Annotated in this window: 16 protein-coding genes and 2 tRNA genes; 13 read left to right on the plus strand and 5 right to left on the minus strand. The window is 54.6% G+C overall.

Annotated features, from left to right (window positions below):
* Positions 1-7 precede the first annotated feature (7 nt).
* From ACETPC_RS13920 to ACETPC_RS13955, 8 genes are read left to right on the plus strand one after another with little or no spacing between them, the layout of a single operon-like run.
* Complete coding sequence (locus tag ACETPC_RS13920) at positions 8-1168, plus strand: 1-propanol dehydrogenase PduQ (protein WP_380182188.1); 1161 nt, start codon at positions 8-10, stop codon at positions 1166-1168.
* Between the two features lie 21 nt (positions 1169-1189).
* On the plus strand, positions 1190-4570 hold the full coding sequence (gene cutC / locus ACETPC_RS13925) for a choline trimethylamine-lyase (protein ID WP_380182190.1): 3381 nt from the start codon (positions 1190-1192) through the stop codon (positions 4568-4570).
* Between the two features lie 26 nt (positions 4571-4596).
* Positions 4597-5571 carry a choline TMA-lyase-activating enzyme gene (gene cutD / locus ACETPC_RS13930; protein ID WP_380182192.1) on the plus strand — a complete coding sequence of 325 codons (975 nt, stop codon included), beginning with the start codon at positions 4597-4599 and terminating at the stop codon, positions 5569-5571.
* Positions 5572-5583: 12 nt separating this feature from the next.
* Complete coding sequence (locus tag ACETPC_RS13935) at positions 5584-5994, plus strand: BMC domain-containing protein (protein ID WP_380182194.1); 411 nt, start codon at positions 5584-5586, stop codon at positions 5992-5994.
* Positions 5991-6611 carry a phosphate propanoyltransferase gene (locus ACETPC_RS13940; protein WP_380182196.1) on the plus strand — a complete coding sequence of 207 codons (621 nt, stop codon included), beginning with the start codon at positions 5991-5993 and terminating at the stop codon, positions 6609-6611. The genes ACETPC_RS13935 and ACETPC_RS13940 overlap by 4 nt, the downstream gene beginning before the upstream one ends.
* A 12-nt stretch (positions 6612-6623) precedes the next feature.
* Positions 6624-7313: a hypothetical protein gene (locus ACETPC_RS13945; protein ID WP_380182198.1), complete on the plus strand. Its 690-nt coding sequence runs from the start codon at positions 6624-6626 to the stop codon at positions 7311-7313.
* 2 nt (positions 7314-7315) lie between these two features.
* Positions 7316-7714 carry a DMT family transporter gene (locus ACETPC_RS13950; protein WP_380182200.1) on the plus strand — a complete coding sequence of 133 codons (399 nt, stop codon included), beginning with the start codon at positions 7316-7318 and terminating at the stop codon, positions 7712-7714.
* A 14-nt stretch (positions 7715-7728) separates the two neighbouring features.
* The gene (locus ACETPC_RS13955) at positions 7729-8058 is read left to right on the plus strand and encodes a DMT family transporter (protein ID WP_380182202.1); all 330 of its coding nucleotides are present in this window, start codon (positions 7729-7731) and stop codon (positions 8056-8058) included.
* Positions 8059-8190: 132 nt separating this feature from the next.
* Here the strand turns inward: ACETPC_RS13955 and ACETPC_RS13960 are convergent.
* Positions 8191-8267, minus strand: a tRNA-Asp gene (locus ACETPC_RS13960).
* Positions 8268-8390: 123 nt separating this feature from the next.
* A complete protein-coding gene (dnaQ, locus tag ACETPC_RS13965; protein WP_380182204.1) occupies positions 8391-9125 on the minus strand; it encodes a DNA polymerase III subunit epsilon in 735 nt (244 codons plus the stop codon).
* Positions 9126-9176: 51 nt separating this feature from the next.
* Here dnaQ and rnhA point away from each other — a divergent pair, with 51 nt between their 5' ends.
* Positions 9177-9644 carry a ribonuclease HI gene (gene rnhA / locus ACETPC_RS13970; RefSeq protein ID WP_380182206.1) on the plus strand — a complete coding sequence of 156 codons (468 nt, stop codon included), beginning with the start codon at positions 9177-9179 and terminating at the stop codon, positions 9642-9644.
* Here rnhA and ACETPC_RS13975 read toward each other — a convergent pair.
* A complete protein-coding gene (locus ACETPC_RS13975; RefSeq protein ID WP_380182208.1) occupies positions 9629-10360 on the minus strand; it encodes a methyltransferase domain-containing protein in 732 nt (243 codons plus the stop codon). The two genes, rnhA and ACETPC_RS13975, sit on opposite strands and share 16 nt — an antisense overlap.
* A 44-nt stretch (positions 10361-10404) precedes the next feature.
* Between ACETPC_RS13975 and gloB the strand changes: the two genes are divergently transcribed.
* From gloB to ACETPC_RS13990, 3 genes are all read left to right on the plus strand, one after another.
* Positions 10405-11160, plus strand: coding sequence for a hydroxyacylglutathione hydrolase (gloB, locus tag ACETPC_RS13980; protein WP_380182210.1), 756 nt, complete (start codon positions 10405-10407; stop codon positions 11158-11160).
* Between the two features lie 70 nt (positions 11161-11230).
* Positions 11231-12583, plus strand: coding sequence for a murein transglycosylase D (gene mltD / locus ACETPC_RS13985; RefSeq protein WP_380182212.1), 1353 nt, complete (start codon positions 11231-11233; stop codon positions 12581-12583).
* Between the two features lie 105 nt (positions 12584-12688).
* The gene (locus ACETPC_RS13990; protein WP_380182214.1) at positions 12689-13387 is read left to right on the plus strand and encodes a cyclase family protein; all 699 of its coding nucleotides are present in this window, start codon (positions 12689-12691) and stop codon (positions 13385-13387) included.
* On the opposite strand, the gene ACETPC_RS13995 is transcribed toward ACETPC_RS13990, so the two are convergent.
* Entirely contained in the window at positions 13384-14169 is a 786-nt protein-coding gene (locus tag ACETPC_RS13995; protein WP_380182236.1) for an endonuclease/exonuclease/phosphatase family protein, read from the minus strand. The two genes, ACETPC_RS13990 and ACETPC_RS13995, sit on opposite strands and share 4 nt — an antisense overlap.
* A 370-nt stretch (positions 14170-14539) precedes the next feature.
* Between ACETPC_RS13995 and yafC the strand changes: the two genes are divergently transcribed.
* Entirely contained in the window at positions 14540-15454 is a 915-nt protein-coding gene (gene yafC, locus ACETPC_RS14000; RefSeq protein ID WP_380182216.1) for a DNA-binding transcriptional regulator YafC, read from the plus strand.
* 120 nt (positions 15455-15574) lie between these two features.
* Here the strand turns inward: yafC and ACETPC_RS14005 are convergent.
* Positions 15575-15651: transfer RNA gene (locus ACETPC_RS14005), tRNA-Asp, on the minus strand.
* Between the last annotated feature and the right edge of the window lie 93 nt (positions 15652-15744).

Here is a 15744-nt window from a genome sequence, read left to right on the forward strand (position 1 = left end):
TAATCCAATGAGTGAATTTTTGCTGAAACCCCGGATTCGCTTTGGTGAGGATGCGCTCGGCATCCTGGAACAGCAGTCGGCACGCAGCGCGCTGCTGGTAACGGATAAGGCGATGATCGAATTCGGCCTGGCCGACCGCGTAACCCGAATCTGGCGCCAGCGCGGCATCGCCTTTCAGATCTGGGACGACGTAGTAGCCGATCCTGATATCGCCACCGTCGTGCGCGGCATGAAGTTAATGGATGCCAGCTACCCGGATCTGGTGGTCGCGCTGGGCGGCGGCTCGGTGATCGATGCAGCCAAAGCGGTGATCTTCGCCCTCGCGCAGATGCGTTCGGCTACACCGCGCGGGCGTCCCTGTTTTATCGCCATCCCGACCACCAGCGGTACCGGTTCGGAAGTTACTGCCTTTTCGGTGGTGAAAGCAGGCGTCGAAAAATTAGTGCTGGTGGATCCTTCGCTGCTGCCGGATATCGCCGTTCTCGATCCTTCGCTGACGCTATCCGTGCCGCCAGCCATCACTGCCGATACCGGAATGGATGTGCTGTGCCACGCGCTGGAAGCCTACGTTTCCCGTACGGCCAGCGATTTTACCGACGCGCTGGCGGAGAAAGCGGTGCAGCTGGTGTTTCGCTATCTGCCCGCCTGCTGGCGCAGCGGCAATAACCAGCAGGCACGGGAAAAAATGCATAACGCCTCTTGTATGGCGGGCATTGCGTTTACCAATGCCTCGCTGGGGATCACACACAGTCTGGCGCACGCGCTTGGCGGTATTTTTCGTATTCCTCATGGCCGCGCTAATGCCTTGCTGATGGCGGAGGTCGTTGGCTGGAACGCTGGCGAGGCGCGGGATACCGAAGCGGCACGTAAATATGCCCGGCTGGCACAGCTGCTGGGGCTGCCTGCCGACAGCACGCACCAGGGCGTCGCCAGTCTGCTGACCGCGATCCGCACCCTAAAAGACGAGATGGCTATGCCGGGCGGCATCCGCGACGTCGGCATTAACGACGCTGATTTTGAACAGCGGCTGCCGGAGCTGGTCAACCAGGCGCTGCGCGACGGCTGTACGCCTGGCAATCCACGTACGCCGGACGCCGAAACCTTAACCCACCTTTACCGGCAGGCGTGGACAGGCAGCCAGGACGGCCCGGCCGCTCAGGGCTATTGATATAAGCATCAGGAGAACCTTATGGCACATTACAACCTGACACCACGCGTCGGCGTGCTGGCGGAACGGCAACTTGCCCAAAAAACCATGTTGTGCAGCGAACATGCGCGCATTCTGAGCACCCTTGACGGCGATATCGCTGGCGTGCCCGCCGCGATCAAACCCGCGCGCCGCTTTTATGAGCTGATGCGCCAGCTACCGCTCAGCGTCAGCGTCGATGAGCTGATTGTCGGCAACCAGACCGCTAAGCCGCACGGCGTTATTTTCCATGATGAAACTGCGTTACAGCGCCCTTCCGTGTTCCGCTTCCTTAGCCTGAAAGACGAACCGGACTCGCCAGACTATAAGCTTGTTGTTGAAAAAGGCGTGCTGGCGATTAAGCAGCAAATAGAAGAAAAAATGCGCGCACTCGGCAGCGCCGTCAGCCGTAGCGGCATGGAAGAAGCTAACGCCTGCCGCGCGGCGATTTACGCCTGCGATGCCCTGCTTGTGCTGGCGCAAAATCTGGCCCGCGAGGCTGAAAAGCTTGCCGCTGCTGAAGATAACCCATACCGCCAGGCGGAGCTTCGCGAGGCCGCCGCAATGCTGCATCACGTACCGGGCTTGCCTGCGCGAAACTTTAAGGAAGCCTGCCAGGCATTTTATCTGTTGCAGCTGGCGTTGCAGCTCGATAACGGCAGCTACGCCGTTAACCCCGAAGGCGTGGATAAAGCACTCCTGCCATGGTATCAACGCGATATCGACAGCGGCAGGCTAACGCCTCAGCAAGCATATGAAATCGTTGAATGTCTGTGGTTTAAGCTGGCGCAGCTGAGTGAAGTCCGCGCCGCCTACGCTATCGACGGCTATCCGATGTTCGATGCTTTGCCGCAGGGCGCCAGCCTGGATGACGGCAGCGTGGTTATCAACGACCTTTCCGCACTGTTCCTTGCCGCTCATTACAATCTGGGCGCGAAAAATATTTCGGTACGTCTGTATCAGGGCGAACGGAAAAAGGCTTCAGTGCCGCCTGCGTCACGGACAATGGCCGGACTAACGCCCCGTATACAGCATCTGCGCGACCAATATCTTCAGGTCAGGCCAAGTGTGTCAATCTGGCGCGCGCTGGCCTTTACGGAAGTCACGAAAGCTAACCCGGGCATGCCAACGATTTTACTGCGCGCCAAAGCTTTCCGTCACGCCTGCGAAACCGCGCCAATCCTGATACAGGATCAAGAGCTGATCGTCGGCCATCCCTGCGGCAAACCGCGCGCTGGCGCTTTCTCGCCGGATATCGCCTGGCGCTGGGTACGCGACGAGCTGGATACCATGAGCACACGTCCGCAGGATCCGTTTGAAATCAGCGAAGAAGATAAAAAAACCATTCGTGAAGAGATTGTGCCTTTCTGGGAAGGCCGCTCGCTGGATGAGATCTGCGAAGCGCAATATCGCGAAGCGGGCGTCTGGTCATTCAGCGGCGAAACCTTTGTCAGCGACCTCTCCTATCATCAGATAAACGGCGGCGGCGATACCTGTCCAGGCTATGACGTCCTGCTGTTTACCAAAGGAATGAACGGCATCAAGGCCGACGCGCTGGCGCAATTGGCCACGCTGAGCATGGAGAACCCGGAAGATATCGATCGGATTTACTTCTATAAAGCCGCGATAGAAACCTGCGAAGGCGTGGTCAATTATGCGCACCGTATCGCCGCCCGCGCCCGCGAGCTGGCGGCCAACGAACAGAACGCCCAGCGACGCGCCGAACTGTTGACGATTGCCGACGTTAACGAAAATGTCCCGGCTAATCCGCCGAAAACGCTGCAGGAAGCATTGCAAAGCATCTGGACGGTCGAATCCCTGTTCGAGATTGAAGAGAACCAGACCGGGCTGTCGCTGGGGCGTCTCGATCAGTACTGCTACCCGCTGTATGAAGCGGATATCCGCGAAGGCCGCCTGAGCCGGGATCGGGCGCTGGAGCTGATGCAGGCGTTTATTATCAAGTGCGCCGAACTGATGTGGATGTCCAGCGAAGCGGGCGCGAAATATTTCGCAGGCTACCAGCCGTTTATTAACCTGACCGTCGGCGGCCAAAAACGATCCGGCGGCGATGCCTGTAACGAGCTGACGTACCTGATTATGGATGCGGTGCGCTTCGTTAAGGTTTACCAGCCCTCACTGGCCTGCCGCATCCATAACCAGTCGCCGCAGGAATATATGGAGAAGATCGTTGATGTGGTGAAAGCGGGCATGGGCTTCCCGGCCTGCCATTTTGACGATTCCCATATCAAGATGATGCTGCGTAAAGGCTTCGACTTTGAGGATGCCCGCGACTACTGCCTGATGGGCTGCGTAGAGCCGCAGAAATCGGGCCGTATCTATCAGTGGACTTCAACCGGCTATACCCAGTGGCCGATCGCGATAGAGTTTGTGCTTAACCGTGGACGGATGGTGCTGTTCGACAGCTATCAGGGATTGGATACCGGCGATCTGGGCGAGCTGCGCACTTTCGAGGACTTTGATGCGGCGGTGAAAAAGCAGATCGCCCATATTGTACGCCTCTCGGCGATCGGCACGGTGATCAGCCAGCGCGTCCACCGCGACGTAGCGCCTAAACCGCTGATGTCGTTGCTGGTGGAGGGTTGCATGGAGAGCGGCAAAGACGTGGCCGCTGGCGGCGCCGTTATTAACCACGGGCCGGGCCTGATTTTTTCCGGGCTGGCTACCTATGTCGACTCGCTCGTCGCCATCCGCAAGCTGGTGTATGAGGATAAAAAATACACCCTGGAGCAGATCCGCGATGCGCTGCTGGCGAACTTTGTCGGCTATGACGCGCTGCGCCGCGACTGCCTGAACGCGCCGAAATATGGCAACGATAACGACGATGTCGATCGCTATGCGCTGGATATTACCGAATGGACTGAGAAAGAGTGCCGCAAATACAAAATGCTTTACTCCACGCTCAGCCACGGCACGCTTTCCATTTCCAATAACACGCCGATAGGCGAACTGACCAACGCCACGCCAAATGGCCGCCTGGCCTGGCAGCCGCTCTCCGACGGCATCAGCCCGACCCAGGGCGCGGACAAGCAGGGCCCGACTGCGATTATCAAATCGGTCAGCAAGATGAACGTCGAATCCATGAATATCGGCATGGTGCACAACTTCAAGTTCCTTAAGGGATTACTGGATACGCCGGAAGGCCGCCAGGGACTGATCACGCTGCTGCGCACCGCTTCGATTTTGGGTAACGGGCAGATGCAGTTCAGCTACGTCGATAACGAAGTGCTGAAAAAAGCGCAGCAGGAGCCGGAAAAATATCGTGACCTGATCGTTCGCGTCGCTGGCTACAGCGCCTATTTCGTGGAGCTGTGTAAAGAAGTGCAGGATGAAATTATCAGCCGCACCCTGATCGAGCATTTTTAGTCGACAGCGAAAAGCAACGGACAAGGATGTCCGGTTTTATACAGGAGGCAGATTTGGGTGAAAAAAAAGAATTAACCGGGCGCATCTTCAATATTCAAAAATATTCAATCTATGACGGAGAAGGTATTCGCACGCTGATTTTCTTCAAAGGCTGCAATATACGCTGTCCCTGGTGCGCTAACCCTGAAGGAATAAGCAGCCGGTTTCAGGTTATGTATTCAGCCGATAAGTGCATTAATTGCGGCGACTGCGCCGAGGTTTGTCCGGCTGGCGTGCATTACCGGAAAGAAGAAAACGGCCTGATGACGCATTTTATCGATCGGAATAAAGAATGCATCGGCTGCCGTAAATGTGAAGAGATTTGTACTCAGAGCGCGCTGGATATTATTGGCAGAGACGTTACGGTCAGCGAGCTGATGGAAATTATTATGCAGGATTACGCTTTCTATCTCTCTTCCGGCGGCGGCGTGACGCTTAGCGGCGGCGAATTAAGCCTGCAAACCGATTTTGCCGTTGCGCTGTTTAGTGAATGTAAAAAGATGATGATTAACACAGCCGTGGAAACCCAGGGCACAACCTCACTGGCTAATTATCAGAAGCTGAAGCCGGTGACCGACACTTTTTTATTTGATATTAAGCAGATTAATAGCGAGGCGCACAAATCGCTGTTTGGCATCGGCAATGAGAATATTCGCCGTAATCTTGAATGGCTGGTGGATTCGGGTGCCGAGGTGATTATTCGTATGCCGCTGGTACGCGGTTATAACGATTCCTGGGACGCCATTAATGGCGCAGTTGAATATGTGCAGAAGCTGGCGAAACGCGGAAATATCCGTCGTATTGATATGCTGCCTTACCACCAGCTGGGACGGCAAAAATATCAACGCCTGGCGATGCCCTATCCCATTTCTGACGATCCTTCATACAGCAGCGAGGAATTAAACCAGCTGGAGAAGTTTTTCGCTCATTTTGATTTTGCTATTCGCTTAGTTCGCCATTAACAGGAGCCGACAATGAAAAGTATAGGCGTAATTGAGACCCGCGGCCTGATCGCCGCGATTCAGGCCACAGACGCCGCCTGTAAAGCCGCAGGCGTAAGCTGTATCGGCTACCGCAAACCCGGATCGGGACGGGTCAGCGTCTGTTTTGAAGGAGAAATCAGCGCCATTCACACCGCTATTGAACGCGCCGCCAGCGTGATAAACGCAGAGCAGCTGGTCAGCTCGTTGGTGATCGCGCGTCCGGAACGCAGCGTAGTGGATGCGCTTTATAACCTGAAAGGCTATCCGCCACGCCCTGCGAATGAAGCCGTTACGCTGCCGCCAGCGGGAACGGAACCTGCAATGCCAGCCACGCTGCCCGCAGCGGCAGAGGAAAGCATACCGGAAGATAAGAACGCGTCGAAGAAAGGGAAAAAGGCATGATCGACAGCCAGCTACGTGAAAATATTTTTGCCCGCCTTGCGGCCAGCGCGCCAGCGATCCCTGTTGGCATTTCCAATCGGCATGTCCATCTGTCGCAGCAGGATGTGGAGAAGCTGTTCGGCCAGGGCTATGTTCTGACGCCTTGCAAACCACTTCGCCAGCCGGGCCAGTTCGCCGCCCAGGAGTGTGTCAGCGTCGTCGGCCCAAAAGGCTCGCTCCGCAACGTTCGTGTACTTGGCCCAACGCGTCAGCGTTCTCAGCTCGAAATCTCCCGCGCCGACTGTTTTACCCTGGGTATCTCCGCACCCGTACGCGAGTCCGGACAGCTGGATAACGCAGGCAGCGCTCTGTTGATCGGCCCGGCAGGACATGTGGAATTGCGTTCCCAGGTAATTTGCGCGTGGCGGCATATCCATATGTCGCCACAGGAGGCCCACCAGCTGAAGGTGATCAACGGCCAGAAAGTAAGGGTGCGCAGCCACGGTGAACGTCAGCTGACTTTCGATGAAGTGGTCGTCCGGGTGGATGACAATTTTGTTCTTGAATTCCATATCGACACAGAAGAAGCCAATGCCGCCGGACTGAAAAACGGCGCGCTGGTGTCGCTGATACGCTAACGGAGGCCAGCGATGAACGATAAAGAGCTTGAGCGCATGGTGGTGCGGATCCTCCAACGGCTGCAGCCGCCGGTAGCGGTTCTTGTTACCGCCGCCAGCGGCTACCGGGAAATTATTCGTGACCGGCTGGCCTCTTGCGGACAACGGCTGCAGGTATGGCTGGATGAAGGGCTTACGGATAGCGAGCAGTGGCAAACGCTGGGCAACGCTTTGTCGGTCGTCGGGCAGCCGCCTGAACCCTGTCGGGCGCTGGTACTGCCTTTTCTGGATTATTCGCTGGCGGCAGGCCTGGTGAACGGCACGCTGCAAAATCCGGCCGCTATGCGGATACAGGAAGCTCTGCTTGCCGGCCTGCCCGTGCTGGCGCTGCGCTATCACTGCGACCCTTATAGCGAGCTGAATCAGCTGCGCGGCGCGGTGGCGCGCTCGGCTTACGCTGAGCAGAGGCAGGCTACGCTCGCCAGGCTGGCTGAATGCGGCGTGACTTTGTGTTCGATGAATGAGCTGCTGGAAAAACTGGCGAGCAGCGAGCTGACGCGCAAATCGTCAGGTAATACGGCGGAACCGACGCCGGTTGCCGGGCCGCATCGTTATCTCACCGTAGCGGACGTATCCGGTAATCCAGCGTTGGCCTCCGCGCCTGCCGCCCGCCTTACCGATGCCGCCCGCGATTTTATCAAAAACAATAAACTCTGGAGCTGACTATGTCTTCCAAAACTCAATGCTGGCTGTGGTTAATGCTGGTGATCCTGTCAGAAACGCTGGCGACCTCAACGCTAAAAATGTTTGATAACAGCGCAGGCATAACAAAAATGCTGCTGCTGACCCTGCTCGTCGTTCTTTACTCTGTTTGTTACTACTCGCTGTCGCGTGCGGTAAAAGATATCCCCGTCGGCCTGGCCTACGCCACCTGGTCAGGTACCGGCATTCTGGTTGTCTCTTCTCTGGGCATGCTGTTTTACGGTCAGCATCCCAATGCTGCCACCATTGTCGGCATGGCCGTTATCGCCAGCGGCATTGTCATCATGAATCTGTTTTCCAGAATGGGCGAGGAAGCGCATCCGGCGCCGGAATCCGCAGTAGATAAAGAAGCAACTCACTAATAAGAGGGATGGAAATGTTTAATTTTGGCTTTTTATGGCTGGCGCTTTCAATAGGCTCTGAAATTACCGGCACTTCAATGATCAAAAAGACCCACGGCTTCAGCAAACCTGGCCCCTCGCTGCTGGTGATTGGCGCCTATGCTCTGTGCTATTTCGCTCTTACCCGCGCTATGAGCACTATTCCTGTAGGCGTTGCCTATTCGCTATGGTGTGGCTTTGGCATTGTCGGTGTGACCGTCTGCTCAATGATCCTTTACAGGCAAAAACCCGATTTACCGGCGATCATAGCCATGCTGCTGATTATCAGCGGCGGCATCGTGATGAATATGTTTTCCGGCACATAGGCACTGATACGGGCTTAGTCGTGCCATCAGCAGAGGCAGGCTGTGTGACGATGTTGATTTTAACATTGCGCCTTTTAAAGCCCTGAAATGACAAAAGCCTGATGCATTGCTGCATCAGGCTTTCTTAATACTTGGCGGAACGGACGGGGCTCGAACCCGCGACCCCCTGCGTGACAGGCAGGTATTCTAACCAACTGAACTACCGCTCCGCGCTTTGTTCCCCGTCGGGAACGGGGCGAATATTACGGTGCAGGCCGCATCCCGTCAATGCTTTTTCTTCGGCTTTAAGATCGACTGCCTGTTTTTTCGGCTGGCGCTGCGTTTCCTTCTCTTCAGGCGCGCCAGAGGCAGCTTCCGCCCTTCTTCATCACCAGATCGAGACGGGCTTCATGTCCGGCAATTTCTTCCGCCGTAGCGGCGACTACGCGTAGCCCTGAAGCCGGACGCGTAATGCGATGGATTGCCTCATCGTTGCTCTGCTCCTGCCTGTCGCCTTCCATAGAAAACTTCAGCGACGTTTGCCCGCCGGTCATGGTCAGGAAAACTTCGGCCAGAATTTCTGAGTCGAGCAGTGCGCCGTGCAGCGTTCGCTTGCTGTTGTCTATTTCGTAACGCGAGCAAAGTGCGTCGAGGCTGTTGCGCTTGCCGGGAAACAGCTTGCGCGCCATCGCCAGGCTGTCGGTAATCTTACAGAAGGTTTCCGTTTTAGGGATATTGCGGCCAAGCATGCCGAATTCATAGTCCATAAAGCCGATATCAAACGAGGCGTTATGGATCACCAGCTCGGCGCCTTCTATATAGGCCAGGAAATCATCGGCGACGTCGGCAAAGGTTGGCTTATCGGCCAGGAATTCGTCGGCGATGCCGTGTACGCCGAAAGCTTCCGGATCAACCAGTCGATCCGGCTTCAGGTAAACGTGAAAGTTATTGCCGGTGAGACGACGGTTGACGACCTCAACGGCGCCGATTTCGATGATGCGATGCCCTTCATAGTGCACCCCAATCATGTTCATACCGGTGGTTTCAGTATCGAGAACGATCTGACGCGTTGTATTTACTGTGCTCATAGGACCTGTTTATGTCAGACTTGGCGTTTTTCCACAGAGAGTCTACCAGAGATGCCTAAACAGGTAGAAATTTTCACCGATGGTTCTTGTCTTGGCAACCCTGGCCCGGGCGGATACGGTGCTATTTTACGCTACGGTAAGCACGAAAAAACGTTCAGCGCAGGCTACCACCTGACCACCAACAATCGTATGGAGCTGATGGCGGCTATTGTCGCGCTGGAGGCGCTCACCCAACCGTGCGAGGTGGTGATCAGCACCGACAGTCAATATGTGCGCCAGGGTATTACCAGCTGGATCCATAACTGGAAAAAGCGCGGCTGGAAAACGGCAGATAAAAAGCCGGTTAAGAACGTCGATTTATGGAAACGGCTGGATACAGCGCTGGGCCATCATCAGATTAAATGGGAATGGGTCAAGGGCCATGCAGGCCACCCGGAAAACGAGCGCTGCGACGAGCTGGCGCGTGCGGCGGCCGGTAGCCCGGCTTTTGAAGATATCGGCTATCAGTCGGGATCCTGATGGCGCTGCCGCATTCTGCTGGTGGCACCGACGGCGGGGCTTAACCTTCTTTTTGCCGCCGCTTTTTTAGCCAGGTTCATGGTTAGCGGGAAAGTACGCTTACGGGCGACAATTATGCTCAGACAGCCCAGTGCCGGAAGATGCGTGCTGATCACCTTGCCGCCCTGGCTGTTCCAGGGCAGCACCTGAAAGCGCGTACGCTGCACCACTTCGTAATTCAACAGGCTGAGCCAGTCCATCAGTCTGGTCTGCGTAAACATCCGGCTGTTCCAGGGAACGCGACGGCGCAGACCGGGAATTAGCTTGCCCATTCCCAATACGCTGAACAGGTTGAAACCGCTGATAATCATCCAGCCGTCATCGATCAAAATGCGATCTACCTCGCGTAAAATGCGATGGGGATCGCTGCTCCACGCCAGGCTATGTGCCAGCAAACAGGCGTCAACCGACTTTGATTCAAATGGCAGGCTACCGGGATCGGCGAAAACCTGCATGTTCGCGCCGCTGGTTCCCACATTAACCTGGTGTGAGATAGCGCAGCTTTCCGTATCTATCTCTGCGCTTAGCTGGCCTATTTTTAGCAGATGAAAGCCGTACAGCCTGTCGAGGCAGGGCTGCAGATGCCGGGTTAGCGCGTCACGATAGTATTCTCCCCAGGGCATCTCTTCCCAGGATTGCGGCACGTGACGAATATGGCGTGTCTTAGCGGGCTTCATGCTTTACCATCTTCTTTCCATTGCGGCCAGTCAACGAGGCGATAATGAATCTTACCAGCATTCCAGCTCTTCAGGATAACTACATCTGGATATTAAATAACGAACAGGGCGATTGTCTGATTGTGGATCCGGGCGAAGCGGCGCCAGTCCTGGCAACGCTGGAAAAAAATCAGTGGCGGCCAGCGGCGATTCTGCTTACACACCACCATCATGATCACGTTGGCGGCGTAAAAGAACTGCTGCAAAACTATCCGGATCTGGTGGTTTACGGCCCGCAGGAGACACAAGATAAAGGAACGAACCGGGTAGTTTTTGAAGGTGATAAAGTGGCTATTTTGGGGCTCGAATTTAGTGTAATTGCTACGCCAGGTCACACTTTAGGACATATCTCATACTATAGTGAACCTTACCTTTTCTGTGGGGATACGCTGTTCTCAGGCGGATGCGGGCGCCTGTTTGAAGGAACGCCTGAGCAGATGTTTGATTCTTTTCAAAAGCTTAACCAGCTACCGGCAGAAACCCTGGTCTGCTGCGCGCATGAGTATACGTTATCAAATATGAAGTTTGCGGCTACGCTGCTGCCTCAGGATCCGCAAATAGCAGGCTATTATCATAAAATTAAGGAGTTACGTGCAAAAAATGTAGTTTCCTTGCCGGTAACGCTGGCTTCAGAGCGGCAAATAAATGTTTTTCTGCGTACGCAAGACGCTGAATTACAAAAAGTTATTGGATATGAAACACCTCCGCAACACGAATGGCACGTATTTGCAACTCTACGCGAGAAGAAAGATCGTTTTTGATTTTTCGGGTTGTGTTGAGCAGCCCGAGCACGTATAGTTGCTCGTCTTTTAAGCGAACAATGACACACACATGAAGGCTACAGCGATATTTCTCGCCTCGGTCTTGCTGGTGGGGTGCCAGGCGTCAAAGCATGACGCCCCCGAACAGCATGCACAGAGTTTGTCTTCAGCGCAGAGCAGTCAGAACGCAGATCGGTTGTTATCGCCACGTTGGCAGGATGATGGGACCAGCCTGACGAAAGATCAGGATCTGTGGAATTTCATTGGCGACGAGCTGAAGATGAAGGTTCCGGAAAACCCCCGGATACGCGAACAAAAACAAAAGTATTTAAGAAACAAGAGCTATCTCCACGATGTAACGTTACGGGCCGAGCCGTATATGTACTGGATAGTCGAGCAGATTAAGCAACGTAAGATGCCGATGGAACTGGTACTATTACCCATAGTGGAGAGCGCTTTTGATCCTCATGCGACCTCTTCTGCCAATGCCGCCGGCATCTGGCAGATTGTGCCGCAAACGGGACGCAATTACGGACTTAAGCAGAACCAGTGGTATGACGGTCGTCGCGATATCGTCGCTTCAACCAAGGTCGCGCTGGATATGATGCAGCGACTGAACGGCATGTTTGGCGGCGACTGGCTGCTGACCGTGGCGGCTTACAACAGCGGCGAAGGCCGGGTGTTGAAAGCGATAAAAAGCAACAGGGCTCGCGGTAAAGCCACGGATTTCTGGTCGCTGTCGCTGCCGCGTGAAACTACGGTTTATGTACCGAAGATGCTGGCGTTAAGCGAACTGTTGAAAAACAACAAGCGCTACGGCATTCGTCTTCCGGAGCCTAACGAAACCCGCGCGCTGGCGCGTGTAGAAGTGGGCCAGCAGATAGAGCTGACGCAGGCGGCGGAAATGGCCGGCATGTCGCTAAGCAAGCTGAAAAGCTTTAATACGGGTTACAAGCGCGGCAAGACCGCACCTAATGGGCCTCACTACATTATGGTGCCGAAGTCGAACGTGGCGAAACTGCGTGACTCCCTGGCAACAGGCGATATCGCGGCCGTGCAGCCAACGGCGCTGGCCAGCAACACCACCTACAAGGTACGTAACGGCGACACTTTGTCAGGTATTGCGAAGCGCCTGAATGTTTCGGTAAAAGCGCTGCAGCAGGCGAATAACCTGCAGGGAGCGACCATCAAACCGGGACAGACGTTAAGCCTGGGCGGCAGCGGTAACGCGACCAAACTGGCCGATAATGGCAACAGCATCACCTATAAGGTTCGTAAGGGTGATTCTCTGGCCAGCATCGCAAAACGTCACGGCGTTGAAACGAAAGATTTGCTGCGCTGGAACAGCGGCGGTTCGGCAAATATTCAGCCCGGCGATCGGCTAACGCTGTTTGTTAACAACAGCGCTACGCCAGACAGCTAGCACCTTTGAAAAACCAGTCTCCGGACTGGTTTTTTTATGCCCGCCTTCCTCCCTTTCTGCAGCTGTGCTTTACTGCTTTCTTCTCGTTCAGCAGGAGAGAGTGTTATGACCAGTGAATTAGTCAGATTGCTGGGCCAGCAGCGTCTGATTGAGCTAAGCCATATCTGTGAAGAGAACATGCCGGTCTGGCCCGGCGACGGTCGCTTTTTCTTGAGTCGCGCGGAGAGTTTTGCGGCCGGGGACGGTAACTATAACTGCCAGCTTAGCCTGGGCGATCACTGTGGCACCCACATTGATGCGCCAGTCCATTTTATGCCGCAGGGAAAAAGCATCGACGAAATTAATATCCGTCAGCTAACAGGACGCGGCCGCTGTCTGGATATGGCTCATTTGCCGCCCAACAGCGCAATTTCTTCTGCCATGGTTAAAGACTGGGAGGCCAGCTACGGCAAGATTGTGGCCAAAGATATCCTGTTGTTCCGTACCGGTTACGACAAGAAGTGGCGGTGCCGCCCCAATCATGCGGCGTTTATGAGCGGCTGGCCGGGGCTTTCCGGCGACGCCGCCTGTTATCTGCTGGAGAAAGGCGTGACGGTTTTTGGTACGGACTCGATGTCGCTGGACTGCGCTGACAGTAAAGACTATCCAGCCCATCAGGCAATACTGAGCGCGGATGGCATAATTATCGAAAGTCTGGCAAATCTCTACAGCCTGCCAACGGCTTTTACCTTTATTGCCCTGCCCTTACGCCTGAAAGGCGCTTCCGCTTCGCCTGTGCGCGCTATCGCGCTAATCGACGCTTAAGGCTTGAACTCAACCAGCAGTGGATTATGATCGGAAGCGCGCGTTACCAGAACAGAGGCCTCTGCTACGCCCATATCGCGGTAAAAGACAAAATCCAGCGGCCTGCCGAATGCCTTGCGCCGATGATCGTCCGTAAAGTTAACTTCATGCAGGCCCATATTATGCGCGAAGGCATAAAGCGCATTAATGCGCTGACGGCTCCATGCGTTAAAGTCGCCAGCCATAATGACCGGCCCTTTATGATGCATGATTTGCTCGCCGATCGGGCCAAGCTGCTTGCTATAGACGTCGATACCCAGACTAAAATTCACGGCGTGAATATTAACAACCATCAGCATTTTGCCGTCCGGTAACGGATAGGCGGTGACCAGTGCTGATTTCGCCAGGCGCAGCAAAGGCTCGCGTTCACGCAGCGGATAGCAATAGACCGGATGGGCGGCAGCCAGCGTCATAACGCCAGAAGGATGCTGCGGCAGCACGAAAGCCGGAACCTGATCCGCTGCCAGATAATTACTGGTGGCAAAGTGGATTAACTCCGGGGTGGTTTGCGCTTCCTGTAACAATACCAGCTGCGCATCTTTACCGAAATTCTGCAGTACTGAAAGCCACTCCGCCCGCTGCTGTTTAAAGATATTCCAGACCAGCACCCGCAATGTCGAGTGGGTCGTCAGCGGCGCGCCGGGCGGTAAGGCTTTGCCCATATGCAGCAGTGCGCCAGGCGGGAAAATACGTTCCGCTGGCTGTCCCGCGACATATCTCATGGCATAAGTTTTTTTCCGCACGTTAGCGTCTGACCTCTGCATGTTGACTAATGATTCCTGCATTCAGTTATAGGGGCTTTATAGCCGGGTTTCAATCAGAGGCGGCTAATAAGTGCCAGTTGAAGGTAAGCAAACTTTAACCGCCGTCCGTCTTAGCGTCTTTTAAGCGTTTTCTTACAGTTCGCGCTCTGTTGGTATGATGCATGCCTGTCTGAACACTCGTCGCTTCAGGACACAAAATATTCTGCTGTTCAGAGAGCAGTCAGAAATAGAGAAAAACTGGCTTTATTCAGCACTTACAGACTATCGGCCAGATAGCTTGATCGGTTTTCACATGCTTTAATGACCTTCTGTAAACAATCTCTGGCAGAATATTGTTCGGGAAGCGGTAATGAAGGCAAACTCAGAGGAACTGGCGATCTTTGTCGCCGTGGTGGAAAACGGCAGCTTCAGTCGCGCCGCCGAAAGGCTAAATATGGCGAATTCCGCTGTAAGCCGCACGGTCAAAAAGCTGGAAGGAAAGCTGGGCGTTGAGCTGTTAACCCGCACGACTCGCCAGATAACGCTGACTCAGGAAGGCGCAGCCTACTTTAAGCGAGTACAAAGCATTTTGCAGGACATGGCGGCGGCAGAAAACGAGCTGGCCGAAAGCAAACGGCTGCCGCAGGGCTCTCTGCGCATTGATGCGGCTACGCCAGTGGTTTTACATCTGCTGATGCCGGCGATTAAACCTTTTCGCGAGCGTTTTCCTGACATCACGCTTTCATTGGTTTCCTCTGAAACCTACATCAACCTGATAGAAAGAAGAGTAGATGTCGCCATTCGGGCAGGCGATTTAACTGATTCAAGCCTGCGTGCCCGCCTGCTGTTTAACAGTCGACGAAAGATCGTTGCCAGTCCGGGCTGGCTTCAGCAACACGGCATTCCTGATTCAATTGAAGAGCTTGCCCGACACGACTGCCTTGGCTTTGTTGAACCTTTAAATCTGAATCGCTGGCCAGTGGCTCAAAGCGACGGTCAGCTTTACGAAATCATTCCGGCCACCACTTCAAACAGCGGCGAAACACTCAGACAGCTTTGCCTGAGCGGCAACGGCATCGCCTGTCTTTCCGACTACATGATCGATGGGGATCTTGCGGCAGGTACGCTCACAGAAATAATGGCAGATAAGCTGCTGCCGGTTGATATGCCTTTTAATGCTGTTTATTACGGCGATCGCATCGTCAGCCCGCGTATACGCTCATTTATCGATTTCCTTGACGAATGGCTGCAGCAGCATCCTGTAGGTATGGCGCCTGTTAATTAAAGTCGGTTGTTAACGGATAAATTAATACTTTCGGGGCAAGAAGATCTTAATGCGGGAACAAGCCAGTTAATAATAGAAGCAAAAAAAAACCCTGAGCATCTGCTCAGGGCTTATATAAAGTGGCGGAACGGACGGGGCTCGAACCCGCGACCCCCTGCGTGACAGGCAGGTATTCTAACCAACTGAACTACCGCTCCACCGATTCTGTACTGAATTCAGAATGTTGCTTCTGATATCAGGTATTTCGCCTTTCCCATGTCACCGGGAGAGTCATGACCCGAAGGTCTAAA

This window comes from Pantoea sp. sgz302252 (genome assembly GCF_042610525.1).
Classification (GTDB): domain Bacteria; phylum Pseudomonadota; class Gammaproteobacteria; order Enterobacterales; family Enterobacteriaceae; genus Erwinia.